Here is a 23,632-nt window from a genome sequence, read left to right on the forward strand (position 1 = left end):
ACCCCCCCCCCCCTGGGACCCGGGCAGCACCCCCCACCCCGTCTCCCACCCGGTCTCCCCCTGCCACTCCCGCTCCCAGAACCCGATCGCCCCGACACTCTCGCCCCCGTCCGCCAGCACGACCCGGAACATCCCGCCGACCTCCATCTCGACATACCTCCGATGCCGGGCGGCCAGCTTCTCCTCCGGCTCCGGTCCGCCCAAGTGCTCGGTCATCTCAGGACTGTTGTTCCTCCGCAGCAGCCAGAAGTCGCCCTCCGCCCAGGGCACCAGCCGCACCTTCTCCGCGCTCGCCGCATCCATACAGATCACAGTAGGCCGAGGGTCTGACAATGGCCCCGAGCCGCACATCCCGTCGCCGTTTGCCGGACCGGCAAAATTCCTCGCCCGCGTCCGCCCCGGCCGCGCAAGATCGCCGTACGAGCAGAACCCGGCCCCGACGGCCCGCCACGGAGGATTGGCCCCATGCCCCACCAGGACCCGCTCCCGAACGTCAACGTCAACGTCACCCACCGACTCGTCCCCTCCCCCGCCGGCCGGATCCACCTGGTGGAACAGGGCAGCGGCCCGGTCGTCCTGCTGGTGCACGGCTTCCCGGAGTCCTGGTACTCGTGGCGCCGCCAGCTGCCGGTGCTGGCCGCGGCGGGATACCGCGCGGTCGCCGTGGACGTGCGCGGCTACGGGCGTTCGTCGCGGCCGGAGGCGGTGGCGGCGTACCGGATGACCGAGCTGGTGGCGGACAGCGTGGCCGTGGTGGAGGCGCTCGGCGAGCCGTCCGCGGTGATCGTCGGGCACGACTGGGGCGCGAACATCGCCGCGCACTCCGCCCTGCTGCGCCCCGACGTCTTCCGCGCGGTCGGCCTGCTGAGCGTGCCGTACACGCCGCCCGGCGGCCCCAAGCCGAGCGAGGTGTTCGCGGGCATGGGCGGGGAGGAAGAGTTCTACGTCTCCTACTTCCAGGAACCGGGCCGCGCCGAGCGCGAGATCGAACCGGACGTACGGGGCTGGCTCGCCGGCTTCTACGCCGCCATGTCCGGCGACACGATGCCCGCACCGGGCGCCCCGGACCCGCACTTCGTGAGCCCCGGCGCGACCCTGCGCGACCGCTTCCCCACCGACCGTCTCCCATCCTGGCTCGGCAAGGCGGAACTCGACGTCTACGCCGCGGAGTTCGAGCGCACGGGCCTCACCGGCGCCCTGAACCGCTACCGCTGCATGGACCGCGACTGGGGGGACTTCCAGTCCTTCGCCGGCGCCCCGATCCCCCAGCCGTCCCTGTTCCTCGGCGGCGCACTCGACGCGTCCACCACCTGGCTGGCCGACGCGATCGAGGCATACCCCACGACCCTCCCCGGCCTGCACAGCTCACACCTGCTGGAGGGCTGCGGCCACTGGATCCAGCAGGAACGCCCCGACGAGGTCAACCAGCACCTGACGGCCTGGCTCGCTGACCTGCCCACCTGAACCGGGCAGGTCAGCAAACCTCGCCGGGGCGTGCGGCGGTGGCGCGCAGCAGGTCTCGTACGAGATCGAAGTCCACGGCCTCCGGCTTGCGGAAGCGGAGACAGCCCTTGCCCATGTCCTGTTCGGCCAGCCGCTCCTCGAAGGCCTCACGGACGTCGGTGCGCATCAGGTAGAAGGAGATGTACTGCTTCTGACTGGCGAAGGCGATCTCGGCGGCCCCGTCGCGCTGGTACGCGGGCATGCCGTACGCCATCACCTCGTCGAATCCCTTGAGCTCCGCCCGGCACAGCCGCCGCAGCGCGGTCAGCGCCTCCCGGCGGTCCTCGTCGGCCTCGGCGAGGTAGCCGTCGACGTCGGTCGCCTTGCTCTGCACCATGCGGCAAGGGTAGGCCGCCGGCAAGGACAGGGACTAGGACAGATCGGCCGGGCAGGCCTACGGTTGGACCGTGGACGAAACACCCGATTCACCCCCTCAGGCGCCCGTCGACGTAGCGGAAGAGGCAGAGGCCCAGCTCATCCGCCTCGCAGAGAACTGGGCTGTCGCGATCGTCTCCAACGACGCGGAACGCATCGCCGGCTTCATCGCCGACGAATGGGTCATCGTCTCCGAGTCGGGCATCTCCTCAAAGGACGAGTTCCTCTCCCTCGTCGCGACCGGGGAGCTGACCCACTCGGCGATGGACCTGGAGACGCGGCCCAGAGTCCGCGTCCACGGAGACACGGCGATCCTCACCGGGCGAGTGACGAACACGGCCCACTACCAGGGCAAGCGCTACGACGCGGACGAGTGGACAACCGACGTGTACGTCAGACGCGACGGGCGCTGGCAGTGCGTGCTGAGCCACATCACGCCCGCGCTCCCGACGACCTGACGCGGTACGAGGAACTCCGCCGTGACCGTCCGGACGACTCTTGACCTTGCCCATGGGCGAAGGCCGAAGGTGTCTGTCGGCTGAGAGGAAGCCGAGTGGACGCCGAGAGGAACTCGCATGGACGACGATGCTCTCCTGGCGGAGCAGCTGGCCTATTACAGGGCGGGCGCGGCCGAATACGACCGGCCCTATGCGGAGTGCGAGGAGCTGAAGGAATTACCGGCGGTCGTCGATGACCTTCCGGTTGCCGGGGATGTGCTGGAGCTGGCCTGCGGAACGGGCCAGTGGACCGGAAGGCTCGCGGCGCGGGCGCGGTCGGTGACGGCTGTCGACGCGGCGGCCGAAGTGCTGGCCCTGGCTCGGGCACGGACCACGTCGCCCACCGTCCGGTTCCTTCAGGCGGACCTGTTCGCGTGGCAGCCGCCACGGCGCTACGACACCGTGTTCTTCGCCTTCTGGCTCTCCCATGTCCCGCCGACGCGCTGGCCCGGCTTCTGGAACACCGTCGCCGCCGCACTCGCCCCGGGCGGCAAAGCGATCTTCATCGACGACGGCCCCGACGCTGCCGCGGGAGAGAACGTCCTGGCAGGCCAGTCGGCCCCGGCGGCGCTTCGGCGGCTCGACGACGGCAGCCAGTACCGCATCGTGAAGGTGTTCCACGATGCGGCGACCCTCACGGACGACCTGGCAGCGCTGGGGTGGTCGGCTCACATCCGGTCCGTATCCGGCCATTTCGTCGGCGTCGCGGAACCAGTGGGTGGGGCTTGGCTCAGGTGACGCCGCATGGCGCACTATGGATCACAGGGGGCGCCGGATCCGGGGGCGCCGACGGGGAGGAAATGCTGTGGGTGGGTATTCGTTGAAGGCGACGGCCGTGGAGATGCGGGAGGCCGTGCGCGCGCTGCTGTCCGTGCTGGAGCCGGAGCAGGTGCGCGAGCTGCGCGCCGGGCCCGACCGGCTGGACGCGCCCGAGCTGCGGGAGTGGACGTATCTGCCGGGTCCGCGCCCCGGGCTGTCCACCGAGGGCCTCGGCGGCGAGCAGCGCGCGGCTGTCGACGCGCTGTTGGCCGCCGCGCACAGCGCACCCGGAGCGGAGCTGGCGCGCGGCGCGATCGAGGTGGAGCGGCACCGCCGCACCCTGGTCGGTGCCACGGGTGCCGACCGCTACTGGGTGCGGCTGCTGGGCGACCCGGACGGCGACGGTCCGTGGGGCTGGCGGATGAACGGTCACCACCTCGCCGTGCACGTAGTGATCACGGCGGCCGGGATGCGGGTGACGCCGCACTTCATCGGGTCGGAGCCGGCGCGGATCGCGGACGGTCCGCAGGCGGGCCGCCGGCTGCTGGGGCCGGAGGAGGATCTGGGCCGGGAGCTGGTCACGGACCTGGACGCCGGCCGACGCGCGAAGGCGGTCTTCGCCGACGCGCCGCCGGACGACATCCTGACCCGCGACGACCCGTTCGCCGATCCGGACCTGCTGCCGACGGGACTGCCCTACGGCGACATGACGCCCGGTCAGCAGCGGCTGCTGGAGCGCCTGGTGCGCCGCTACCTCGACCGCGCGCCCGCGGCGTACGCGCAGGAGTGCTGGTCCGACGCCGTGGCGCGAGGACTGGACGCGCTCTCCTTCGCCTGGGGCGGCGGCCTCGTCCTCGGGGACCGGCACTACTACTGCGTCCGGGCCCCGGACTTCCTCATCGAGTACGACAACACACAGGACGACGGCAACCACGCCCACTCCGTCTGGCGACACATCCGCCACGACTGGGGCACCGACCTGCTGCGGGCGCACTACACAGAGCAGCACCGGTAGGGGGCGGCGGCGGTCAGGGAGGCCCCGGCTGCCCCTGTCCCTAAGACGAGACGTACCGTCTTGCGGAATCCTCCGTCATGCCGTACGGTCTTCCGCATGGGTTCCCTGTGAGAAAACCGGCGCCGATCGCGTAGAGCACCGCTCCGCCATCGCCGCGCCCCGCCGTGCCCTTTCCCTTCCACCCGATCCGGCCCGGGCGAAGCCCCGGTCAGGAGGGACCCGCGCATGCGCACCTCACAACTCACCCTTCAGCACGTCACCAAGCGCTACCCCGGCCGCACCGTCCTCGACCAGGTCTCCTTCACCCTCAAGCCGGGCGAGAAGGCCGGCCTCATCGGCGACAACGGCTCCGGCAAGTCCACGCTCCTGCGGCTCATCGCGGGTCAGGAACGCCCGGACAGCGGCGAGTTGACCGTGTTCGCCGCCGACGGCATCGGCTATCTGCCGCAGACCATCCCCCTGCCCCCGACCGCCACCGTCCAGGACGCCGTAGACCTGGCTCTCGCGGATCTGCGCGCACTGGAGGCCGAGCTGCGCCGGGCCGAGCAGGCGCTCGGCGACGGCTCGGACCCGGCGGCACTCGCCGCGTACGCCGCACTCCTCGAGCGGTACGAGGCGCGCGGCGGCTACGACGCCGACCACCGCGTCGACCAAGCCCTGCACCATCTCGGCCTGCCCACCCTCCCCCGCGACCGACGGCTCGGCACCCTCTCCGGCGGCGAACGCTCCCGGCTGGCGCTGGCCGCCGTCCTCGCCGGCCGCCCGGAGCTGCTGCTCCTGGACGAGCCGACGAACGACCTGGACGACCAGGCCGTGGAGTGGCTGGAGACGCAGCTGCGGGCCCACCGCGGCACGGTGCTCGCGGTCACCCACGACCGCGTCTTCCTGGAACGCCTGACCTCCACGATCCTGGAGGCCGAGGCGGGAAAGGTCACCCGGTACGGAGACGGCTACGCCGGCTACCGCACCGCCAAGGCCGCGGAACGCCGCAGCCGGCTCCAGGAGTACGAGGAGTGGCGGGCCGAACTGGCCCGCAACGAGCGGCTGGCCGCAAGCCATGCGGTCCGCCTCGAAGGCATCCCCCGCAAGGCCGCGCTGGCCAATTTCGGCCACGGCGGCTTCCGGGCCCGCGGGCGGGCGCACGGCGCGATGTCCCGTATCCGCAATGCCCGCGAGCGGGTCGACCGGCTCACCGCGAACCCGGTCGCGCCGCCGCCGGAGCGGCTGACCTTCACCGCACGGGTGGTCGGTACGGCCGGGGACGGCGCGGATGCATCGGCAGCGGAGCTCCCTTCCGTACAGCTGTCGGACGTACGCGTAGGAGACCGTCTCCACCTGGGCTCCCTCACCCTCCACCGCTCCGGCCGACTACTGGTCACCGGTCCCAATGGCGCAGGCAAGACCACGCTGCTGAAGGTGCTCGCAGGTGAGGTGCGGCCGGACGAGGGATCGGTTCAGGTGCCGGGCCGGGTGGGTCATCTGCACCAGGACGAGACGCCGTGGCCGCCGGACCTGACGGTGGCTGAGGCGTTCGCGCTGGGCCGCGTGGGCTCAGCCGACGAGCACGCGGACGCGCTGCTGGCCCTCGGCCTCTTCCGACCGGCGGAGCTGAGGCTGCGCATCGGCGAGCTGTCGTACGGCCAGCGCCGCCGCGTGGACCTGGCCCGGCTGGTCGCCGACCCCGCGGATCTCCTGCTGCTCGACGAACCGACGAACCACCTGTCCCCCGCCCTGATCGAGGAACTGGAGGCAGCACTGACCGACTACCCGGGCGCGATCATCCTGGTCACCCACGACCGCGCCCTGCGGTCCCGCTTCCGGGGCGAGCATCTCGCCCTGCCGAAGACAGCGAGGGTCGAGGTGGGATGACGGCCGGAGGGGCCGGGGCGGCCGGGCACCTGAGGCGCCCCGGCCGCTCCGGCTGCGAGGCCATTCCTGATGGGTGAGGATGGCCGGTAGCGGCTCGGGGCTGAGGTGAAAGTCGAGGTCCCGTGGGGCGACGAGGTCGGCAGGTGAGGTCCGGGGTCTCCATGCGTCGGCCGCCCTGGCGCCATGGCCTGCTCGCGCTCGTCGTCCTGCTGGCGGTCTGCGGCGCCGGTATCGGGCTGTACTTCAATGAACGCGGGGCACGGCAGAAGACCCTGACCGTCGGCGCGAAGAAGGCCCCGCGCGACCGGCTCGACGTCGAAGCCGCCGTACGTCGGACCAATCCCGAACAGCACACCGCCACGCTGCAGTTGACGGCCACCCCGCACGGCAAATACAGCGACGGCGAAGGGCTGCCGGTCAAGGACATCACGCTGTTCACCACCGCACCGGACGGCAACACCTTGCTGTTCGAGGCGGACAGCACGGCGTGGCTCAAGGAGATCTCCGTACCGCTGACCGAGGGCACGTCGTCGGACTACCCGTTCGACCGGTACGCCGCCAGCCTCGTGGTCGGCGCGATGGCCGGCCAGGAGCGGGTGCCCGTGACCCTGCACTTCCGGGACCAGGACCCCGCCTTCGCCATCACACCGCACAAGAGCGAGTACCAGGACGAGATCGCCGCCGTCGCCGCCGACGTCAAGCGGTCACGGAGCACCTTCATCCTCGCCTGGTTCATGATCGTCGCCATGTGGGCGGTGGCCCTCGCGGTGGTGGTCGCCTGCTGGCTGGTCGTGCGCCAGGGCCGCGGCCTGCTCTGGGGCGCCCTGGGCTGGATGGCCGGCAGCCTCTTCGCCCTGGTGGGTCTGCGCAACGCGGCTCCGGGAAGCCCGCCCAACGGCAGCCTGCTCGACTACACCGCCTTCTACTGGGCCGAGGCGCTGATCGCCCTGAGTCTCACCTGCCTCGTCCTCCGCGGCGTCCTCGTCGAACACCGCACCGGCGGCCCCGTCCCCGAAGCACCCCATCCCGCTACACTCCGCTCTCCTCGGTTCCGCCACCGCCCCGGCCCCCGGCGGGTACGAGGCCGTTGAGGAACTGTTGTTGGCCGTCCAGGAATCCGTCCGCGAAGAGGGAGCGGGGGGAGAAGACCGCGGTGAGCGTGGTCTTGAGGCCGGAGTGCTCGATGGACTGCTTGAGCAGTGAATGGGTCGCGTCCGGATAATTCTTGACCGTCAGTGCGCCGCCCGCGTCCAGCACCTTGCGGTAGACGCGCTCCGTGTCGGCGGTGTCCACGTTGATGTCGTGGCCCGCGAGGGTCAGCAGCACCGGTACGCCGCTCAGCGCGCGGAGGTCTCGCGTGGCATCCGCGGTGTAGTTCTTGGAGATGAAGCCCCAGCGGTCGGCGGTCATGCCGTCCGCGTCGCCGCCCCGCGCCCTGACGTACTCCTCGAAGGTCGCGTGGCGTTTCAGCAGCCGGCGGGTGGTGTCGCTCCTGGCGATCTCGGCCTTGGTGCGGGCCGCCGACGCTCCGTCGGCGCGCAGTTCGGCGAGGAGGTTGTAGCGGCCCTGCTGGAGCCAGTTGATCGCGGGCGAGACGGCGATGACGAAGCTCACGGGCGTCCTGGCGGCGACCTTCGGCAGGACCCAGCCCGCCTGGCTGGCGCCCCAGAGACCGATCCGGTCGCCGTCGATGTCCGGGCGGGCGCGCGCCCAGGCGATGGCGGCAGCCGCCTCGTCGGCCCGGTCGTCCATGGACTGGTCGAGCCAGTTGCCGGGTGCGCCCGCGACGCCGGGCTTGTCCCAGGAGAGGGAGGCGTAACCGGCCTTGGCATTCGCTTCCCAGATGGGCTTGTAGCCGTCGTCGTGGGTGGCGTCGATGGGGCCGTCGCCGTGGACGTACACGACCAGGCCGTGGCGCTTGCGGCCGTCCTTGGGGGTGGCCAGTACGCCGTTGAGGGTGTGGCCGCCGTGGCGGATCGAGACCCGCCGCTCGTCCATGTCGTACGAGTTCTGCCACAGCACCACACCGACGAGACCGGCGACCACGACCAGGACCGCGACGAGGGACCACACGGCGATGCGGAGTCCGCGCCGTCGGGGCTGGACCTTTGGACCCATGAGATCGGACCGCCTCTGTTCGGGTTCACGTCCCACGGAAACTATCACTTCCAACACGATCGTCGTGAGAGTGATAGTTTTGAGGGAGGTTGCAGCGAGCAGGAAGCGAGAAGGAGGGGCACGGCATGGGAGTGGACGCGACAGGTGCCGACACCGGTACCGGCGCCGGACCGGTGACAGTCCGGCGGGGCGTTCCGGCCGGAGCCGAGCGGCGGGCGGCCGAGCTGTACTGGGACGCTTTCGGCCGCAAACTCGGCCCCGCCCTGAACCCGCCGGACAAGGCGGTGTCCTTCCTCGCCGCCCACCTGAACGCCGATCGCTCGGTGTGCGCGCTCCTCGACGGCCAGCTCGTCGGCCTCGCCGGCTACCAGCTCGGCGGCCGGGCCCTCACCGGAGGATCGTCCTCCGACGTGCTGCGCGCGTACGGACACCTGCGGGGACTGCACCGGCTCCTGCTCCTCGCCCTGTTCGAGCGCCGTCCCGCGCCCGGGCAGCTCCTCATGGACGGCATCGCCGTGGACCCGGACATACGCGGCCGGGGCATCGGGAGCCTGCTCATCGAGGAAGTGGCCGCCGTCGCGGCGGAGCAGGACTGCCGGGAGATCAGACTCGACGTGATCGACGTCAACCCGCGCGCCAGAGCCCTGTACGAGCGGCGCGGCTTCACGGCCGTACGGACCGAGCGCACGCCCTATCTGCGCGGGCTGCTGGGGTTCGGCGCGGTGACCACCATGCGCCGCCCTGTCGAGGCGAACGGGCCGAGAGGACCGCGCACACCATGACCGACCACGCCATGCCCGACCACGCCATGCCCGACCACATCGAGATCCCCACCCGCATGCTCGTCCACGCGCTGATCCGTGAGGACGGCACCGTCGGCGCGGACGAGCTGTACACCGTCGCCAACACCCTGGGTATGAGCGACCAGCAGGTGCGCCTGTGCGTCAAACGCCTTGTGGCCGAAGGCCGGTTCACCCATGAGGGCCGAGGCCGCAAGGCGGAACTGCGCGCGACCGCGGACACCACGCGTGCCCTCGCCCCCAACGCGGACTTCCTCCGGCACGCGTTCCAGCAGGACGCCGGGCTCGCACCCTGGGACGGTGTCTGGCACCTGGCCGCCTTCGCGGTGCCCGAATCGGCGCGCACGGCCCGGGACTCCCTGCGCGAGACGCTCGTCCACCTCGGCGGCGCCCCGCTCCAGGGCGGACTGTACGTCTGCGCCAACTCCTGGGAACCGTACGTCGAAGAAGCGGCACACCGCCTCGGCGCCCACGGCGCGCTCACCCTCCTCACCACGACGGACCTGCGCAGGGGCGACACCCGGGAACCCGCTGAACTCGCCCGCCGCCTATGGCCGTTGCAGGAGATCGCCGACCGCTACCACCGCCTCGGCCGGGTCACCCGGCCCCGCCTCGCCCGGCTCACCGGCCCTGACGCACTCTCCCCCTCCGCACTCCTCACCATCGCGGTCGAGCTGGCCGCCGAACTCACCCGCGCCATGGAGCCCGACCCGCTGCTTCCGCCCCAGCTCCTGCCCCAGCCCTGGCCCGGCACCCAGGCCCGGGAGCTCATCGCCCGGGCCTGGGCGGCCCTGCACGAACGAGAACCCGACGAAGCCCGCCCGGCCCTCTTCCGCATCTACGCCGACATCACCCGAGAAGCAGCGGAGCGGGCCGCGCGGCCTCCGCGAAGTGGGCGCCTCGCCTGAGGCTGTGTCAGCCGATCATGTCGAAGCTGGCGCGGGCCTGGTCGAAGCGACGGGCGGCCAGGTCGTCCCGGCGGATCACCCAGTCGACGAGGCCCGGGTCGGTCAGATCCTCGCCGGCGATCTCGGCGAGCAGCACCCAGTCGCCCGGGCCGTTGCGCGGGTGATGGGTGGGATCCTCGTTCCAGACCCAGGGGTAGCCGCCCATCTGCACCGGTCCGTCCGTCCGCATCTCGTCGCCGATCTCCCACCACACGTCGCCCAGCTCGCTGCTGTGCGGGAACTCCTCGGACTTCCAGCCGCGGTTGGGCAGTGAGGCTTCGATCATCAGATGGAGGTCTTGGGCGGGGTGGACCGGTGGCGGCTCCTCGCCGTCCGGACGGCGTTCGGAGACGGCCGTGCCGACCGGAACGTAGACGAGCCGGGACCAGACGAGGCCCGGCCACGGGTCCTCGGTGTCGGCGAAGAAGAGCAGCGTGCCGTCCTTCGGCAACGGGATGTCCGTCGCGCCGGGCGGGATGGCCGCGAGGTCGACCGAGGCGAGGAACGGCAGGTCCGGAACGGGTTCGTCCTCGGGCATCGGCGGCAGTCCACCGAGTCGTCCGACCACCGGGCTGCCGGGCGGCGCGTCACCGGCGGTGCCCAGCATCGCGCAGGGACGGACAGTGCCGAGCCATCGCTCGACCTCGTCCTCCGGTAAGTCACGCCTGCGGGCTTCGTTGCGGAATGGATCCAACGATTTCATGGCGCAGAGTATGGCGGGGCGATCAGGAACGCCTGAGCACCGGCCCGTTGGCGTTTGAGTTGGCTCACGCGTGGGCGGTGGACGGCGGTGATCCTGCGCCTGCGGCTTCCACGACGATCTCTCCGGTCCGGGTTCGTGCGTACAGCACCTCTCTGCCCGCACGGTGGGCGCTGACCAGACCAGCGGTGCGCAGGGCCGTCAGGTGCTGGGAGACGCCGCCGGGAGTCAGCCCGGTGCGGCGGGCGAGGCCGGTGGTCGAGGCGGGGGCCGTCAGCTCGGTCAGGAGGGTCGCGCGCGAGCGGCCCAGCACCCCAGCCAAGGCATCGGACACGGTCACGGACCGCCTGTGCCAGAGCATGCCGACGGCGCGTGGCGGGTAGCGCAGCGAGGGCTGCCACGGCTCGTCAAGCACGGAGAACACGCGCGGCCACACGAAGGCGGACGGCACCAGCAGCAAGCCCCGGCCGTCGAGCCGACGCGCTCCGCGCACGGTGCGGTGCTCCAGGTGCAGGGTGCCCCCGGCCCAGGTGACCTGTGGGTCGAGGTCTGCGAACAGGTGCTGGGCGCCGCCTTCGACCAGGCGGCCGGCACGGTAGCGGATGTCGCCCTCCAGCAGGGTGAGGATTCCCGACCAGTACGGTGCCAGAGCCAGTTCCCAGTACGTCTCCATCACATCGGTCAATCGCCCGAGCTCGGCGGTCGGGCTGGCGCGAAGGGCCGTCATCCGGGCAGGCGGTACCTCGGCCGTCGTGTGCAGCAGCGCCGCTGGGGTGGCCCGGACCGTGGCCAGCTCCACATCCAGTGACGGCAGCGGCGTCGTGGGCGGCGGGCAGATGAACCCCGGAACGCGGCCGGCCCAGGGCGAGCGCGTCGGCACCGGAACGAGGTCGAACAGCGGCCTCAGGTCGACGTCCGCCTTGGCCAGCCGCGGGCGCACCTGTTGGACCCAGGTGCGATGCACGCCATGTTCGTCCGCACCCTTGAGCACCCGGACGCTGGCCACCAATTCCCACAGCGGAGAGATCGCGAAGCGGGTCCGGGCCACATCTTCCAAGCCGAGTTCGATCTCGATCATTTAGCTGAGAGTAAATCACTGGGTAAAGCGGTCGACCGTCGCGCACGGTACCGCGCATGACCGAAGCACCCCGTTCCCCGTGGCGGCTGCGCGACTTCCGCATGCTCTTCGCCGCGAGCGCCCTCAGCCACCTCGGCAGCAATGTCGGCTACGTAGCGATCCCGCTGCTCGCCGTCACCACTCTCGGTGCGGGCCCCGGCCAGGCCGGTGCGCTGGCCGCGCTGTCCACCGCCGCATTCCTCCTCATCGGCCTGCCCGCAGGCGCCTGGGTGGACCGCCTGCCCGGCCGCCGGGTGCTGGTGGCCGCCGACGCCACTCGCGCCGTGCTGTTCGCCTCGATCCCCGTTGCCTGGTGGCTGGGCGTGCTGTCGTTGCCGCAGCTGTACGCGGTGGTGCTGCTGAACGGCTGCGCCACGGTGTTCTTCGACGTCGGCTCACAAAGCGTCCTGCCCGAACTGGTCGGCCGTGAGAGCCTGGTGTCGGCGAACGCCGCCCTCGTGAGCCTGATGGCCGGCACCAACATCGCCGGCCGCGGTGCCGGCGGCTTCCTGGTCCAGCTCTTCACAACTCCGCTGGCGATTCTCGGCGGGGCCATCGCTTACCTGGCCTCCGCTGCCGGCCTCATGGGCATCGGCCGACGGCGCACTCCTGCCGTGGGCTCGGCCGACCGGCAACGGCTGCGGGCCGAAGTGGCGGAAGGGCTGCGCCACGTCCTCGGCAGCCGCGAGCTACGCGCGCTGGCCTTCACCGCGACCCTCACCAACCTCGGCGCACAGATGATCAACGCCATGCTGCCGGTGCTGTTCATCCGCGAACTGCGCCTGTCCGCAGGGGCGCTCGGGACGTACTGGGCCGTCGGCGGCCTGGGCATCCTGCTCGGCGCCAGCCTCGCCCGCCGCCTCGCCGCCCGCCTCGGCCACGGTCGCACTCTGGCGTTGGCCGGGCTCTGGTTCGCACCTGCCGGACTTGCCATCGCGCTGATCGGCGAGGGGCCGTGGCTGTGGGTGGCCGGTGCCGGATGGTTCGCGGCCATGACCAAGACGGGCATCGACAACGTCCTCGGCGTCACCCTGCGCCAGCACTTGACCCCGGACCCGCTGCTCGGCCGAATGAATGCCACCTTCCGGTTCCTGCTCACCGGCGCCCTGGCCATCGGCTCCGCCCTCGGTGGCCTCGTCGGCCAGGCGGCCGGCGTACACGTGGCAGTCTGGGCGGGCGCGATCTGCCTGGCCGGCGCCTTCCTCCCGGTCTTCTGCTCCCCCGTCCGTACGCTGCAAGAGCTTCCAGCAGCTACCGCGCCACCCCGCCGGGCATCAGCGGCGTCCGCCACCGAGGCATGAACCGCCAACGGGCCAACTGAAGCGCTCAGTCACATCCGTCCGCATGAACAACCCAAAGAAGCTCGCAACCCAAAATCGAACAGGCGTAGCATTGCCGCGTGGCTACGCCCTATGACTTTCCGAGTGACCTCCGCGCCGGTCAGGAGGAGCTGCATCAGGTCCGGGCCGAGCTGTCGGCCCTGCTGAAGCGGCTGCCCTGGTCGGTCGCGCCCCTGGACGGCTTCAGTGACACAGGCGGCTGGCGCAAGGTGGAGCGCCCCGCCTCCCCCGGCTGGACGGCCGACGAACAGGCCGAGGTGGAGAAGCTTCGGCAGCGCGAGCACGAACTCGCGGTGTTCGTCAGCTGCCACCGCTTCTGGGCGGAGGTCGCGGCGGCGGAGCGCGTGGACGCGCGTATGAAGCTGAAGCACGTCCATGAGATCCCGGAGGAGACCGAGCGCTAGCCTCGGGGCCCATGATCGTATGGCTCAACGGCACTCATGGCGCAGGCAAGACGACGACCAGTCCACTCGTGCAGCAACTCATCCCGGATTCACGGGTGTTCGACGCCGAGAAGGTCGGCGAGACCCTCATGGACATCACACCCGGGCTGCCCGCGACGGACAACTTCCAGCACTGGCCGCCATGGCGGCCGCTCGTCGTCGAGACCGCCCGCCGCGTGCTCGACTACACCGGCGGCACTCTGGTGGTGCCCATGACCGTCCTGGTCGAGCAGTACTGGCGCGAGATCAGCACGGGCCTCACCCAACACGCCATCCCTGTACGGCACTTCGTCCTCCACGCCGACCAGGACACCCTCCGCGGACGCATCGCGGGCGACACCGTCCTTGGCCCGAACTCCCCGTTCCGCCTCAAATACCTCGAGCCTTACGCCGAGGCGGCCCGCACCTGGCTGCACCGCGAAGCCGAGGTCGTCGACACCACCCACCTCACACCCGCCGAGGCCGCCCGGCAGATCGCGGAAGCCGTCAAGAGCTGAGCCCCGCCGGTGGACTCCACGTGAACCCCGATCATGGAAACGACCCCTCGGAGATCACTCCGAGGGGCCGCCATCGTCCAGCCGAGCCGGTCTTTACCTATGGTGGGCGCGGACGGTTTCGAACCGCCGACATCCTGCTTGTAAGGCAGGCGCTCTACCCCTGAGCTACGCACCCGGGACCTGAGCCGATGTGCTCAGGACGAGTCGACAGCCTACCTTGCCCGGGGCACCGCACGGCAAACCCGTATTCCGGGACGGGCCGGAGTCAGGGGCATCCGGGGGTTAACCCCAGGGCGGATCCGGGAGTGGCCCGGATCCCCGGGTGGGCGGGGGCTCCGTACGGTCGAAGAGTCGCAGCAGAGTCCTCGTACTCCGACTCAGGGGGAGACCGTCATGGCCCGCACCGTTTCTGTCCGCGCAGCCGCCGTCACCGGCGTCGTGGCGCTGCTCGTCGTAGGGGCCACCGCCTGCGGCTCCTCCGCCGGAGACGACAAGGAGCCCGAGCACAAGTCCTTCGATCTGAAGGGCCGCACCCTCACCGTCGACTCCGACGACTCGGCGCTGGAGATCATCGCCGCGGACGACAACCCGGAGGGGCGGATCGAGGTCACCCGGTGGTTCCAGGGCACCGTCGCCATCGGCAACGACCCCAAGGTGACGTGGTCCATGGAGGACGACCGGCTGAAGCTGCGGCTGAAGTGCTCCGGCATGGTCGCCGACTGTGACGCCAAGCACCGTATCGAGGTACCGCGCGGGGTCACGGTCAAGGTCGAGGACGGCGACGGCAGCGTACGCGCGCGTGGCTTCGAGGACCCGCTGAGCATCCGTACGGGCGACGGCTCGGTGCGGGTCACCGACAGCAGCGCACCGCTGGACCTGCGGACGGGCGACGGGTCCATACGCGCGGACGTCACCTCGCGGGAGGTGCGCGCCCGGACCGGCGACGGCTCGGTCCACCTCGAACTGGGCGCCGTACCGGACCTGGTGGAGTCCCGTACGGCAGACGGCTCCGTGACGATGGTGCTGCCCCGGGCGACGTACAAGGTGTCGACCAAGACGGGCGACGGCAGCGTGGATGTGTCCGTGCCCCGGGACGAGTCCAGCTCGCACGTGGTGACCGCCGAGACGGGCGACGGGAAAGTCACGGTCCGGAGCGCGAACTAACCGGCCCGTGTGTTCGTCCTTAACCGGTGGGAGAATGACACGGGCAGGGCGGACCACGGGCACGGGAGAGGGATGTGACGGCGACACCATCGCAGCGCCGTCCCCGCGCGGGGCGTGCCGGGTTGTTTGGCCGTCGTTCGTCTGCGGGTGCGTCGTGGCTGGTCGCGCCCCGCGGCGGAGCCGCAGATCGACACAGCCCCGCGCCCCTTCGGGGCGCTCCTCAACCGCGGCCCACTTCGCGACGGCCCTCCGCGCTGCGTGACGCGCTCGTCCTCGTGAGTCTGCCGCTCGTCGCGGTGCTGGCGCTGCCCGCCGCGTTCGCGGGTGGCGGGACCCGGCGCTGGTTCGGCGGGCGGTCCGAGAACCAGCGGGCGGAGGCGCAGGCGGCGAAGGACGCCGCGGCCGCCGCGTTCTACGATCTGGACACCGCCCAGCGCGACCTGCGGATCTCGATCGAGACGATCACGGCGGTCGACGACTCCCCCGCAGCCCGGCGCGCGGTGGGCGACTTCGAGGCGCTCGGCCGGCGCATCGACGAGGCCAGCCACCAGTACATCAACGCCGTCGACGCGCATGACCTCGACCGCGACGACCTGGAGGCCTCGGTGGCGGCACGCGCGCGTGCCGAGCTGACCGCCGCCAAGGACGAGTTGGGGCGGGTCAAGCAGGACCTTGACCGGTTCGCGGACGGGCTCGGGCCGCTGCTCGGCAAGGCCGAGACCCAGCTCGCCCGGCTCGCCCCCTCGGTCGAGCGGGCCCGGCAGGGGCTCCTGGCCGCGTCGAACGCGCTCGATGCGGTACGAGAATCAGGGCTGAAGGCGGACGACCTCGCCGCCCGTCTCGCCGCCCTCGGCTCGGACCTGACGAAGCTCAACCAGGGCGCCGGGCAGCACGGCGTCCCGCAGACGCTGGAGCGGGCCGAGCGGGTCGCGCGGGCGGCCGAGACGATCAAGGTGGAGGCCGAGCGGCTCCCGGAGCGGGCGGCCGAGATCGATCACCGACTGGTGTCGCTGCGGACGCGCGCACAGGCGCTGACCACCCGTTCCGGCCAGGTCGACCCGGTGCTGAGCGAGCTGCGGCGGCGGTTCGTGGTGGCCTGCTGGCAGGATCTCCAGCATGTGCCGGAGCAGGCCGAGGAGAACGTACGGCAGGCCGAGCAGAAGCTGAAGGAGGCGCAGACCGCGCGGGACGAGCAGCGCTGGCCGGACGCGACCGCGCTGCTGTCGACCGTGCGGGCGCTGCTGAACACCACGGACGAGTCCGTCTCCGCCGCCGGCGACCGGCTGCGGCGGCTGAACGCCGTGCAGAAGGACCCCCAGCAGGAGATCGACCGCACCCGCTTCGCCATCCGCGACGCCCAGCGGCTCGCCATGGCCGGCCGCAACACCCCCGATCCCCGGCACGCCCGCCCGCTGGACGACTCCGTGGCCCGGCTGGAGCGCGCGATCACCACGCTGGAGGGGCGGCACCCCGACTACTGGCACTTCCTGACCGAGACGGAGGCGGTGCGGCAGACGGTGGCGCGGGTGGTGGCGCAGATCCGGGAGGAGCGGGGGGCTGCGCCGCACTGACCGTTAATCTGTGCGCATGCCTCGTTATGAGTATCGGTGTCGGACCTGCGGTGACACGTTTGAATTGAGCCGGCCTATGGCTGAGTCCTCGGCCCCGGCGGACTGCCCCGCGGGGCATGAGGACACGGTGAAGTTGTTGTCGACGGTTGCGGTCGGAGGTACGGCCAGTACCGCTTCGGCTTCGGCTCCATCCGGTGGGGGATGCTGCGGTGGGGGGTGCTGCGGCTAGCTGGGCGGCTGCGGGTGCATTGGGGTTGATCGCGCAGTCCCCCGCGCCCCCTCAGGGCGCTGCAAGCGCCGCGAGCTTTGAAGCCGACGGTCAGACCGCCCACCTGGGGGCGCGGGGAACTGCGCGACAAGCCCCCACCGGCCCGCAGGCCCGCCGTCACCTCGGCCCCCGCACCGCCTTCAAGAACTCCCGCAGGATTCGCTCCCCCGCCAGCACGCCCCTTTCCTGCAACGGGGTGATCGCCGGAGCGGTCCAGTCCGCGTCGGCCAGCTCGCCATGTCCCGGTCGCCAGCCCTGGTCGGCCGCGAGGAGGAGGTCGGCGTCGAGCAGGGAGTCGCCGGCCGCGAGGGTCAGCTCGGCGCCTGTGCGGCGGGCCAGCTCCCGCATGGCCGCGCTCTTGGTCAGCGGCTTCGGGACGGCGTAGATCTTGCGGCCCTGGAGCGACACCGTCCAGCCGCGGTTCTCCGCCCAGACCGCCAGTTCCTTCACCCAGTCCTCGGGCAGCAGCTCCCGCTCCACGACCATGTAAGCGAAGAGGTCCTCGGCGACCCGGTGCTTACGCACCCACAGCGGATCGGCCGTCTCCATCAGGTGCTCCCGCACCTCCGCGAGCGACGCGCACTCGTCCGCCAGCCGGGCCGTCACCCGCGCGTACCAGTCCGGGTCGGAGACCCCGTCGACGAGCAAGTGCCCGCCGTTCGCGCAGATCGCGTATCTCGGCGCCGGGCCGGGCAGGTTGATGCGCTCGTACTGCTTACGGGTGCGGGTCGTGGTCGGTACGAAGACCGCCGCGTCGCCGAGTTCCGTCAGCAGTGCGGCCGCCGTCTCCGTCATGTACGACAGGGGCTTGCTCTCGTGCACCTCGACGCAGAGCAGCCGGGGCGCCCGCGGGTCCGGCATGGTCAGGGCGAGGGCGCCCGCGGAGTAGATGAGCGTGCGGTCGAGGTCGCTCGCGACAAGCACCGGCATCAGACCGTCACCGCCCTGCCGTCGGCACCCGTCGCACCGCGCGTGTACTTGGGGTGGATCAACCCCACGCAGGTGTAGGGGAGTTCGGCGACCTCTTCCACCGGGACACCTCTCTGTTCGGCCAGCAGTCGTACGTGGTCCAGGTCGGCGCCCGCCCCGGCCCGCGCCAGGATCTTCCACGGCACGCGGCGCAGCAGCACGCGCGTGGTCTCGCCGACGCCCGGCTTGACGAGGTTCACGTCATGGATGCCGTACTCCTCGCTGATCCGCTCGACCGCCGCCCAGCCCTCCCAGGTCGGCGAACGGTCCGCGGACAGCAGCTCCTTGGCGAGTGCGTCCACCGCGTCCGCCACCTCGGGGAAGCGCGCGGCCACCGCGTCGAGGAAGTCCACCGACACGTCCGCGCCGGCGAGTTCGCGGTAGAACTTCGCGCCGTGGTAGTCGTGCGGCCCGACCAGGTCGGCGCGCAGCACCGTACGCGAAATCAGGCCCGACACCGTCGAGTTGAGGCAGGCGGAGGGGATGAGGAAGTCCTCCCTGGTGCCGTACGTCCGGACGCACGAGCCCGGGTCGGCCAGCACCGCGATCTCCGGGTCGAAGCCGGACACCCCCTCGGCCTCCTCGAACTCCCGCAGCGCGTCGGCGAGTTCGCGGGTGATGGCGCCCTTGCCGGTCCAGCCGTCGACGAACACGATGTCGGCGGGGTCGTGATGCGCCGCCAGCCAGCGCAGGGCGTTCACGTCGATGCCGCGGCCGCGCACGATCGACACCGCGTAGTGCGGCAGGTCGAGGCCGTGCCGGTACTCGGCCCAGCGGCGCATCAGGACACCGACGGGCGTGCCGGCGCGGGCGAGGGACACGAGGACCGGGCGGGGTGACCGCTCGGCGAGCACCAGCTCGGTGACCGCGCCCACCGCCCGCGCGATCCGCGCCGCGGACGTGTCCAGCGCCGCGTGGAACAGCTCCTGGTACTGCTCGCTCGGCTGGTACTCCACCGGCAGCGACTCCGCGTAGTGCGCGCCGCCACTCTGGATGGCCTCCTCGCGCTCCTCGGTCGGCGCCTCCAGTGTCACGTCCGAGAGATCCTGCAGCAGCCAGCCGACCTCCTCGGGTGCGTACGAGGAGAAGGCGGGGCCGCGCAGGGGCTCGGGCAGCATGTCGGGCCTTTCGGGGACGAGCGGGGGCTCGGGGACGTACGACGGCACGACCGCGAGCAGGACGTGCGGGGTGTGCGCGGCGAGCCGGGCCAACAGGCCGTCCGGCGCGTGCAGTTCGGGGGTGTCGGCGGTGGAGTCGACGACGGCGATCACGGCGTCGAATCCGGCGCCGGCCACGTTGTACGCGTAGCGCTCGCCGGGGCCGTCGGCCGGGTCGTCGTGGGCGGGGAAGACCAGGCGGGTGCGGATCGCGTAGCCGGGGTCGTCGACCGCGAGGACGGGTGAGCGGGTGGTGGTGGAGTAGCGGACCTCCGTGTCCGACGCGATCTGCTCCAGCTCACGGGCGAGTCTGAGCGGGGCGTACATCAGCTCCTCGAAGCCGAGGATGTGCACGCGGCGTGCGTCTTCCGGCAGCGCTTCGGCGAGCCTCGCCGCCATCGTGGGGAGGGCGCGCTCCAGGCGTATTCGGTGCGTGGGGGTGAAGCCATGACGGCCGCCGTCGGGGAGGCCGGGGGGCCAGTGCAGGTCGACGCGGGTGATGTGGGGGTGGGTTCGGTTGTCGGCCGGGTGCGGGCCGGTGGGGGCTTGTCGCGCAGTTCCCCGCGCCCCTAGGTGGGTGGTCCGCCCGTCGGTCCCAAGGCTCGCGGCGTCGGCATCACCCTCAAGGCTCGCGGTCCCTGCATCGCCCCTAAGGGGCGCGGGGAACTGCGCGACCGGCCACGACGCACCCGCAGACGATCGATCACCCATCGCGGCACTCTCTGCCTCGTACCGCGCCACCAGCTCCTGCCCCTTCTCCAGCACCCCCTCCGGCAGGCGTACCGTGCCCGAGGCTGCCGCCACCAGGTCCACCCGCGCCCCGATCTCCCCGGCGAAATCCGCGAGGCGCCCCGCGTTCGCCGCCGACCGCATATCCACCAGCGCGACCACGACGTACCGCTGCCTGGGATACCGCTCATGAAGGTCCCGGACGGTGTTCAGGACCGTGTTCCCCGTCGAGAACTCGTCGTCGACCAGCACCAGCGGCCCGTCCCCGGCGAGTAGCGCCGGGTCCTCCGGCAGCAGCACATGCGACGTGGCGTGGGAGTGCGCCTCCTCGAAGCCGCCGGCGGGGGCGATGCCGGGGATCGGGCGGCGGGTGGAGTGCAGGTAGGGGGCGAGGGCGAGGCCGTCGGCGACGGAGTGGCCGAGCCCGGTCGCGGTCTCGGCGTATCCGAGGACCACCGCGCGGCCCGCCTCGTCGTCGCCGAGCAGTTCGCGGACCCGGCGGCCGAGTGCGAAGCCGGCGCCGTACACCACGGACGGTGACTGCGGTACGTGCTTGCCGAGCACGTTGGAGACCAGCAGATGCGCCCGCTTGGGGTTGCGGCGCAGCGCGAGCCCCAGCAGACCGGTCAGTTCGTCGTCGCCGACGAGTTCGACGCCGAGCCGCTCGGCGACCCAGCTGCCGGTCCACACCTGGTCCGACGCCCCGTTGTTCACTGCCCTGTTCATGCGTCCCTTGTTGTTCAGGCGGATTCGGCCGGATCCGGCGGTTGAGCCGGGTATTCCGGCGGTTCAGCCGGGTATTCCGGCGGCGAGCAGTTCGACGAAGCCGATGTCCTCGTTCGCCACACCGAAGACCTCGGCGCGCAGCATGGTCCTCTCGGCCCATGCGCGATGCGGCTTCACTTCATTCATTTTGTTCGTGTACGCCGACCTGAGCACACCCCCGCCGCCCCGCTCGGGCCGCAGGATGTCCTGGGCGTCACTGAACTCCTCGTGGCTGACCACGGAGAGTGCGTGCACGGGCAGGACGTGCGAGGGGTGGATGCAGGTCTTGCCGAGCAGGCCGTTGGCCTGGTCGAGGGTGATCTCGCGGAGCAGCCCGTCCATGGAGTGCTCGATCAGCGCCTCACGCAGCTCCTCGGCCTGCCCCTCCAGGAAGGGGCTGCGGCGCAGCTGGGGCTTGAACATACGTTCCTGCACGCGGAAGTACTCCCACACCGGCCCGGTCACCGTGAATCCGGTGCCGTCGGCGCGTCCCAGCATGTTCACCACGTCGGCGATCACGGAGGCGACGATCTGGACGTCGTACGCCGTCATGTCGGGGGCTCTGCGCAGGCCGTACGAGGAGCAGAAGTCGGTGACGCCGAGGCGCAGCGCCAGCACCCGCACGCGGTACTTGTCGACCGCACGGAAGATGCCTTCCAGGATCTCCACCCGGGACTCGCGGTACAGCAGCTCCGGCGATTCGAGCACCGGCATGGCGAACAGACGCCGGCCGCTCGCGCTCTCGGCGCTCTCCAGGGCCTCCAGGAAGGGCATGCCGCGTTCCTCGGTGAACTTCGGCATCACGAATCCGGACAGCAGCCGGGCGGCGGGGCCGAGGCGTCGTACCAGGTCGGGGATCTGCTCGGGGGTACGGACCCGGATGAAGAGAAGGGGCAGGTCGGCGCCTTCCTGCCCGGCCAGGTCCGTGAACTGCCGGACGAGGTTCTCCTCGGCGTCCGGGACCTCCGAGTCGTCGATCGAGTCCTCCAGGCACAGCACCATGGAGACGACGCCGCGGCCGGCCTGCTTGAGGATGTCGTCGGCGAGCCGGGGGCGGGTGGCCGGACTGTAGAGCGTGGCGCCCAGGGCCGCGGAGAGCAGCCGCGGTGAGGAGTCGGCGGTGAAGTCGCACGGCTCCTGGTGGAAGAGGCGCTGCCGCACCTCCGGGGCGATGTGCCCGAAATGACGCATATGGACTCCCCCGTTACGGCTGGGCAACCTGTGGCGTGTGAAAGGTGGCCGGTAATAGTACGTAGAGGCCTATGTCTGGGGTTCCCGCAGGGCATGAATTTCAGGTAACGCGGGTCGGCACAGCCCGTATGGGATAAGCACCCCCGCGTTGTCGTGACCAGGACCGAGAGGGCAGGATGACCGCATGACGCACGCCATGCTGAAGGGGTCGAACGTCCCACTCAATGCCACCACGGTACGTGCCGTGGTGCGCTGGACGCCCGGGCAGGGGGTCCCGGACGTCGATGCCTCCGCGCTCCTCCTCGGCCCCGACGGACGCGTGCGTTCCGACGAGGATTTTGTCTTCTACAACCAGCCCCGGCACCCCTCCGGGACGGTCTGGCGGCTCGGCAAGCGGCGTGTTGCCGAGGGCCCGACCGACACGATTCAGACAGATCTCAGCGGTGTCGAGGCCGACGTCAGCCAGATTCTGCTGGTCGCTTCGGCCGAGGGGGTCACCTTCGACCGCGTACGAGGGCTGCGGATCGCGCTGTACGACGCCACCGCCGCCGACGGTGAGCCACTGGTCTACTTCGACATCAAGCCCGAGACCGGCCGGGAGACCGCGCTGATCTGCGGTGAGCTGTACCGGCGTGGGGAGGGGTGGAAGTTCCGGGCGCTGGGTGAGGGCTACGTGGAGGGGCTGAAGGGGCTGGCGTCGGACTTCGGGATCTCGGTGGACGAGGCGGAGGAAGCGGCGGCCGCAGCGGCGGCGGCAGCCGCGGCGACCGTTCAGGCGGCGCCCCCGACGACCGCTCCGGCGCAGCCGTTGCCGCCGGAGCAGTCGGCCGGGGTGCCTGCGCAGCCGGCGTACGGGTATCCCCATCCGACCAGCCAGCCCGCGTACGGCTACCCGCAGCCGGTGACTGCCGCGCCGGACAGCGACTTCCGGCTGCCGCCGCAGGGGCCGCAGTTCATCGGCCGCTAGTTGTTTGTGCAGGTAGGGGTGGGTCGCGCAGCCCGGCGCTTACGGGGTGCCGCCTGCGCCCACCCGTGCCGCCCCAGGCGGCACGCATGCCCGCAGGCTACGTAGCTAGCGTTCCGCCTTTGTTTTGTAGCCCCGACCCCACTGCAGCCCCCACCCGTACAACCGGTCCAGTTCCGCCTGGAAGCCGTACACGAACTTCACCTCGCGGCGGACGATCATTTCGCCCTTGATGTTCTCGAGCATGACGACGGCGCAGGAGCGGGCCTGGGGGTGGCGTTCGTCGAGGCCGATCTCGATGCGGGGGCCGTTGCTGGGGTAGAGGGTGACGATGGCGTGGGTACGGTCGAACGCCGGCGTCTGGTCGTAGATGTAGACGAAGACCAGGATGCGTTTGATGGCCTCGCGATGGTCGAGGTTGACGTAGATCGTCTCGCCGGACGCCGACCCGAACCGGTCGTCGCCGCTGAGCTTGACGTACGGCGGAGCGTTCACGTCGCCGAAGAGCCCACCGAGCGGCTGGACGACCCCCTTCGTGCCGTCCATCAGCTCATACAGGCAGCCGAGGTCCAGGTCGACGTTGACCATGCTCTGGCTGTGCCCGAGCACCTCCGGCGGCTTGAGCGCCTTGAAGGGGTGCCGCAGCAGACTCTCCCGCTGGGAGCCGCCGATGTCGGAGGTCCGCATCCGCCAGGCCAGATTGATGCGCAGATGCCCGGTGGCCGCGTCCTGCTTGGTCAGTGAGACCTGACTGTGCCGCTTCGTCAGCTCGATCGCATTGCTCGCGGCGCTGCCCGAGTCGAACCCGGCCTCGCGCCGACCGCGCCAGAGCAGTCCGTCCAGCAAGCCCATTTCCCGCCCCCACGTCCGCATG

At 71.2% G+C, this 23,632-nt stretch carries 24 protein-coding genes and 1 tRNA gene; 15 read left to right on the top strand and 10 right to left on the bottom strand.

From position 1 onward, the window contains the following. A partial coding sequence (locus tag KCH48_RS13875; RefSeq protein ID WP_374104679.1) for a GNAT family N-acetyltransferase occupies positions 1–303 on the bottom strand: 303 nt, incomplete at its 3' end. Between the two features lie 162 nt (positions 304–465). Between KCH48_RS13875 and KCH48_RS13880 the strand changes: the two genes are divergently transcribed. After that, complete coding sequence (locus tag KCH48_RS13880) at positions 466–1,464, top strand: alpha/beta fold hydrolase (RefSeq protein WP_210573861.1); 999 nt, start codon at positions 466–468, stop codon at positions 1,462–1,464. A gap of 10 nt (positions 1,465–1,474) precedes the next feature. On the opposite strand, the gene KCH48_RS13885 is transcribed toward KCH48_RS13880, so the two are convergent. Then, positions 1,475–1,840: an iron chaperone gene (locus KCH48_RS13885; RefSeq protein WP_210573863.1), complete on the bottom strand. Its 366-nt coding sequence runs from the start codon at positions 1,838–1,840 to the stop codon at positions 1,475–1,477. Between the two features lie 70 nt (positions 1,841–1,910). On the opposite strand from KCH48_RS13885, the gene KCH48_RS13890 reads away from it, so the two are divergent. The 5 genes from KCH48_RS13890 (at position 1,911) to KCH48_RS13910 (ending at position 7,109) form a co-directional block, all read left to right on the top strand. Beyond that, positions 1,911–2,336, top strand: coding sequence for a nuclear transport factor 2 family protein (locus KCH48_RS13890; protein ID WP_210573864.1), 426 nt, complete (start codon positions 1,911–1,913; stop codon positions 2,334–2,336). A gap of 117 nt (positions 2,337–2,453) precedes the next feature. Beyond that, positions 2,454–3,113 (top strand): trans-aconitate 2-methyltransferase, encoded by a 660-nt coding sequence (locus KCH48_RS13895; protein ID WP_210573867.1) that lies wholly within the window; start codon positions 2,454–2,456, stop codon positions 3,111–3,113. Between the two features lie 67 nt (positions 3,114–3,180). Continuing rightward, a complete protein-coding gene (locus tag KCH48_RS13900) occupies positions 3,181–4,149 on the top strand; it encodes a DUF3500 domain-containing protein (RefSeq protein WP_307840881.1) in 969 nt (322 codons plus the stop codon). 225 nt (positions 4,150–4,374) lie between these two features. Then, positions 4,375–6,018, top strand: coding sequence for a TlrC/CarA/OleB/SrmB family ABC-F type ribosomal protection protein (locus tag KCH48_RS13905; RefSeq protein WP_210573869.1), 1,644 nt, complete (start codon positions 4,375–4,377; stop codon positions 6,016–6,018). Positions 6,019–6,179: 161 nt separating this feature from the next. Further along, positions 6,180–7,109, top strand: coding sequence for a DUF4436 family protein (locus KCH48_RS13910; RefSeq protein ID WP_210573871.1), 930 nt, complete (start codon positions 6,180–6,182; stop codon positions 7,107–7,109). On the opposite strand, the gene KCH48_RS13915 is transcribed toward KCH48_RS13910, so the two are convergent. Beyond that, the gene (locus KCH48_RS13915; RefSeq protein WP_210573873.1) at positions 7,048–8,136 is read right to left on the bottom strand and encodes a S9 family peptidase; all 1,089 of its coding nucleotides are present in this window, start codon (positions 8,134–8,136) and stop codon (positions 7,048–7,050) included. The two genes, KCH48_RS13910 and KCH48_RS13915, sit on opposite strands and share 62 nt — an antisense overlap. A 125-nt stretch (positions 8,137–8,261) precedes the next feature. Here KCH48_RS13915 and KCH48_RS13920 point away from each other — a divergent pair, with 125 nt between their 5' ends. After that, positions 8,262–8,918 (top strand): GNAT family N-acetyltransferase, encoded by a 657-nt coding sequence (locus KCH48_RS13920; RefSeq protein ID WP_210573874.1) that lies wholly within the window; start codon positions 8,262–8,264, stop codon positions 8,916–8,918. 26 nt (positions 8,919–8,944) lie between these two features. Then, on the top strand, positions 8,945–9,844 hold the full coding sequence (locus KCH48_RS13925; RefSeq protein WP_210574557.1) for a PaaX family transcriptional regulator C-terminal domain-containing protein: 900 nt from the start codon (positions 8,945–8,947) through the stop codon (positions 9,842–9,844). Positions 9,845–9,851: 7 nt separating this feature from the next. Here the strand turns inward: KCH48_RS13925 and KCH48_RS13930 are convergent, their stop codons facing one another. Both KCH48_RS13930 and KCH48_RS13935 read right to left on the bottom strand, forming a co-directional pair. Next, positions 9,852–10,586, bottom strand: a complete 735-nt coding sequence (locus KCH48_RS13930; RefSeq protein ID WP_210573882.1) for a DUF1963 domain-containing protein — start codon at positions 10,584–10,586, stop codon at positions 9,852–9,854. A 64-nt stretch (positions 10,587–10,650) separates the two neighbouring features. Further along, complete coding sequence (locus KCH48_RS13935) at positions 10,651–11,661, bottom strand: DUF5937 family protein (RefSeq protein ID WP_210573884.1); 1,011 nt, start codon at positions 11,659–11,661, stop codon at positions 10,651–10,653. Between the two features lie 56 nt (positions 11,662–11,717). Here KCH48_RS13935 and KCH48_RS13940 point away from each other — a divergent pair, with 56 nt between their 5' ends. The 3 genes from KCH48_RS13940 to KCH48_RS13950 all read left to right on the top strand — a co-directional run bounded on the left by KCH48_RS13940 (position 11,718) and on the right by KCH48_RS13950 (position 13,980). Then, positions 11,718–13,001 carry an MFS transporter gene (locus KCH48_RS13940; RefSeq protein WP_210573887.1) on the top strand — a complete coding sequence of 428 codons (1,284 nt, stop codon included), beginning with the start codon at positions 11,718–11,720 and terminating at the stop codon, positions 12,999–13,001. A gap of 98 nt (positions 13,002–13,099) precedes the next feature. Beyond that, complete coding sequence (locus KCH48_RS13945) at positions 13,100–13,444, top strand: hypothetical protein (RefSeq protein WP_210573889.1); 345 nt, start codon at positions 13,100–13,102, stop codon at positions 13,442–13,444. 11 nt (positions 13,445–13,455) lie between these two features. After that, positions 13,456–13,980 carry an ATP-binding protein gene (locus KCH48_RS13950; RefSeq protein WP_210573891.1) on the top strand — a complete coding sequence of 175 codons (525 nt, stop codon included), beginning with the start codon at positions 13,456–13,458 and terminating at the stop codon, positions 13,978–13,980. Positions 13,981–14,080: 100 nt separating this feature from the next. On the opposite strand, the gene KCH48_RS13955 is transcribed toward KCH48_RS13950, so the two are convergent. Further along, a tRNA-Val gene (locus KCH48_RS13955) sits at positions 14,081–14,155 on the bottom strand. A gap of 218 nt (positions 14,156–14,373) precedes the next feature. Between KCH48_RS13955 and KCH48_RS13960 the strand changes: the two genes are divergently transcribed. The 3 genes from KCH48_RS13960 to KCH48_RS13970 all read left to right on the top strand — a co-directional run bounded on the left by KCH48_RS13960 (position 14,374) and on the right by KCH48_RS13970 (position 16,944). Continuing rightward, positions 14,374–15,144 (top strand): DUF4097 family beta strand repeat-containing protein, encoded by a 771-nt coding sequence (locus KCH48_RS13960; RefSeq protein ID WP_210573893.1) that lies wholly within the window; start codon positions 14,374–14,376, stop codon positions 15,142–15,144. Between the two features lie 254 nt (positions 15,145–15,398). Next, a complete protein-coding gene (locus tag KCH48_RS13965) occupies positions 15,399–16,715 on the top strand; it encodes a hypothetical protein (RefSeq protein WP_246885308.1) in 1,317 nt (438 codons plus the stop codon). 16 nt (positions 16,716–16,731) lie between these two features. Further along, positions 16,732–16,944 (top strand): zinc ribbon domain-containing protein, encoded by a 213-nt coding sequence (locus KCH48_RS13970; RefSeq protein ID WP_210573895.1) that lies wholly within the window; start codon positions 16,732–16,734, stop codon positions 16,942–16,944. A gap of 156 nt (positions 16,945–17,100) precedes the next feature. On the opposite strand, the gene KCH48_RS13975 is transcribed toward KCH48_RS13970, so the two are convergent. The 3 genes from KCH48_RS13975 to KCH48_RS13985 form a co-directional block, all read right to left on the bottom strand. Then, the gene (locus KCH48_RS13975) at positions 17,101–17,913 is read right to left on the bottom strand and encodes an HAD family hydrolase (protein WP_210573897.1); all 813 of its coding nucleotides are present in this window, start codon (positions 17,911–17,913) and stop codon (positions 17,101–17,103) included. Then, on the bottom strand, positions 17,913–20,564 hold the full coding sequence (locus KCH48_RS13980) for a phosphoribosyltransferase (RefSeq protein WP_210573903.1): 2,652 nt from the start codon (positions 20,562–20,564) through the stop codon (positions 17,913–17,915). The genes KCH48_RS13975 and KCH48_RS13980 overlap by 1 nt, the downstream gene beginning before the upstream one ends. Before the next feature lie 63 nt (positions 20,565–20,627). Continuing rightward, entirely contained in the window at positions 20,628–21,794 is a 1,167-nt protein-coding gene (locus KCH48_RS13985) for an HpcH/HpaI aldolase/citrate lyase family protein (RefSeq protein ID WP_210573905.1), read from the bottom strand. Positions 21,795–21,978: 184 nt separating this feature from the next. Here KCH48_RS13985 and KCH48_RS13990 point away from each other — a divergent pair, with 184 nt between their 5' ends. Further along, a complete protein-coding gene (locus tag KCH48_RS13990) occupies positions 21,979–22,761 on the top strand; it encodes a TerD family protein (RefSeq protein ID WP_210573907.1) in 783 nt (260 codons plus the stop codon). Positions 22,762–22,866: 105 nt separating this feature from the next. Here the strand turns inward: KCH48_RS13990 and KCH48_RS13995 are convergent, their stop codons facing one another. Beyond that, entirely contained in the window at positions 22,867–23,610 is a 744-nt protein-coding gene (locus tag KCH48_RS13995; RefSeq protein ID WP_210574561.1) for a Tellurium resistance, read from the bottom strand. Positions 23,611–23,632 lie beyond the last annotated feature (22 nt).

Source organism: Streptomyces sp. GESEQ-4 (genome assembly GCF_017948455.1).
Taxonomy (GTDB): Bacteria; Actinomycetota; Actinomycetes; order Streptomycetales; family Streptomycetaceae; genus Streptomyces.

What these genes read in the sequence shown, in the direction of transcription:
- KCH48_RS13880 (WP_210573861.1), top strand. Translation starts at nt 466, where the DNA reads ATGCCCCACCAGGACCCGCTCCCGAACGTCAACGTCAACGTCACCCAC.
- KCH48_RS13885 (WP_210573863.1), bottom strand. Translation starts at nt 1,840, where the DNA reads ATGGTGCAGAGCAAGGCGACCGACGTCGACGGCTACCTCGCCGAGGCC.
- KCH48_RS13895 (WP_210573867.1), top strand. Translation starts at nt 2,454, where the DNA reads ATGGACGACGATGCTCTCCTGGCGGAGCAGCTGGCCTATTACAGGGCG.
- KCH48_RS13905 (WP_210573869.1), top strand. Translation starts at nt 4,375, where the DNA reads ATGCGCACCTCACAACTCACCCTTCAGCACGTCACCAAGCGCTACCCC.
- KCH48_RS13910 (WP_210573871.1), top strand. Translation starts at nt 6,180, where the DNA reads ATGCGTCGGCCGCCCTGGCGCCATGGCCTGCTCGCGCTCGTCGTCCTG.
- KCH48_RS13915 (WP_210573873.1), bottom strand. Translation starts at nt 8,136, where the DNA reads ATGGGTCCAAAGGTCCAGCCCCGACGGCGCGGACTCCGCATCGCCGTG.
- KCH48_RS13920 (WP_210573874.1), top strand. Translation starts at nt 8,262, where the DNA reads ATGGGAGTGGACGCGACAGGTGCCGACACCGGTACCGGCGCCGGACCG.
- KCH48_RS13925 (WP_210574557.1), top strand. Translation starts at nt 8,945, where the DNA reads ATGCCCGACCACATCGAGATCCCCACCCGCATGCTCGTCCACGCGCTG.
- KCH48_RS13930 (WP_210573882.1), bottom strand. Translation starts at nt 10,586, where the DNA reads ATGAAATCGTTGGATCCATTCCGCAACGAAGCCCGCAGGCGTGACTTA.
- KCH48_RS13935 (WP_210573884.1), bottom strand. Translation starts at nt 11,661, where the DNA reads ATGATCGAGATCGAACTCGGCTTGGAAGATGTGGCCCGGACCCGCTTC.
- KCH48_RS13940 (WP_210573887.1), top strand. Translation starts at nt 11,718, where the DNA reads ATGACCGAAGCACCCCGTTCCCCGTGGCGGCTGCGCGACTTCCGCATG.
- KCH48_RS13950 (WP_210573891.1), top strand. Translation starts at nt 13,456, where the DNA reads ATGATCGTATGGCTCAACGGCACTCATGGCGCAGGCAAGACGACGACC.
- KCH48_RS13960 (WP_210573893.1), top strand. Translation starts at nt 14,374, where the DNA reads ATGGCCCGCACCGTTTCTGTCCGCGCAGCCGCCGTCACCGGCGTCGTG.
- KCH48_RS13970 (WP_210573895.1), top strand. Translation starts at nt 16,732, where the DNA reads ATGCCTCGTTATGAGTATCGGTGTCGGACCTGCGGTGACACGTTTGAA.
- KCH48_RS13975 (WP_210573897.1), bottom strand. Translation starts at nt 17,913, where the DNA reads ATGCCGGTGCTTGTCGCGAGCGACCTCGACCGCACGCTCATCTACTCC.
- KCH48_RS13980 (WP_210573903.1), bottom strand. Translation starts at nt 20,564, where the DNA reads ATGAACAGGGCAGTGAACAACGGGGCGTCGGACCAGGTGTGGACCGGC.
- KCH48_RS13985 (WP_210573905.1), bottom strand. Translation starts at nt 21,794, where the DNA reads ATGCGTCATTTCGGGCACATCGCCCCGGAGGTGCGGCAGCGCCTCTTC.
- KCH48_RS13990 (WP_210573907.1), top strand. Translation starts at nt 21,979, where the DNA reads ATGACGCACGCCATGCTGAAGGGGTCGAACGTCCCACTCAATGCCACC.
- KCH48_RS13995 (WP_210574561.1), bottom strand. Translation starts at nt 23,610, where the DNA reads ATGGGCTTGCTGGACGGACTGCTCTGGCGCGGTCGGCGCGAGGCCGGG.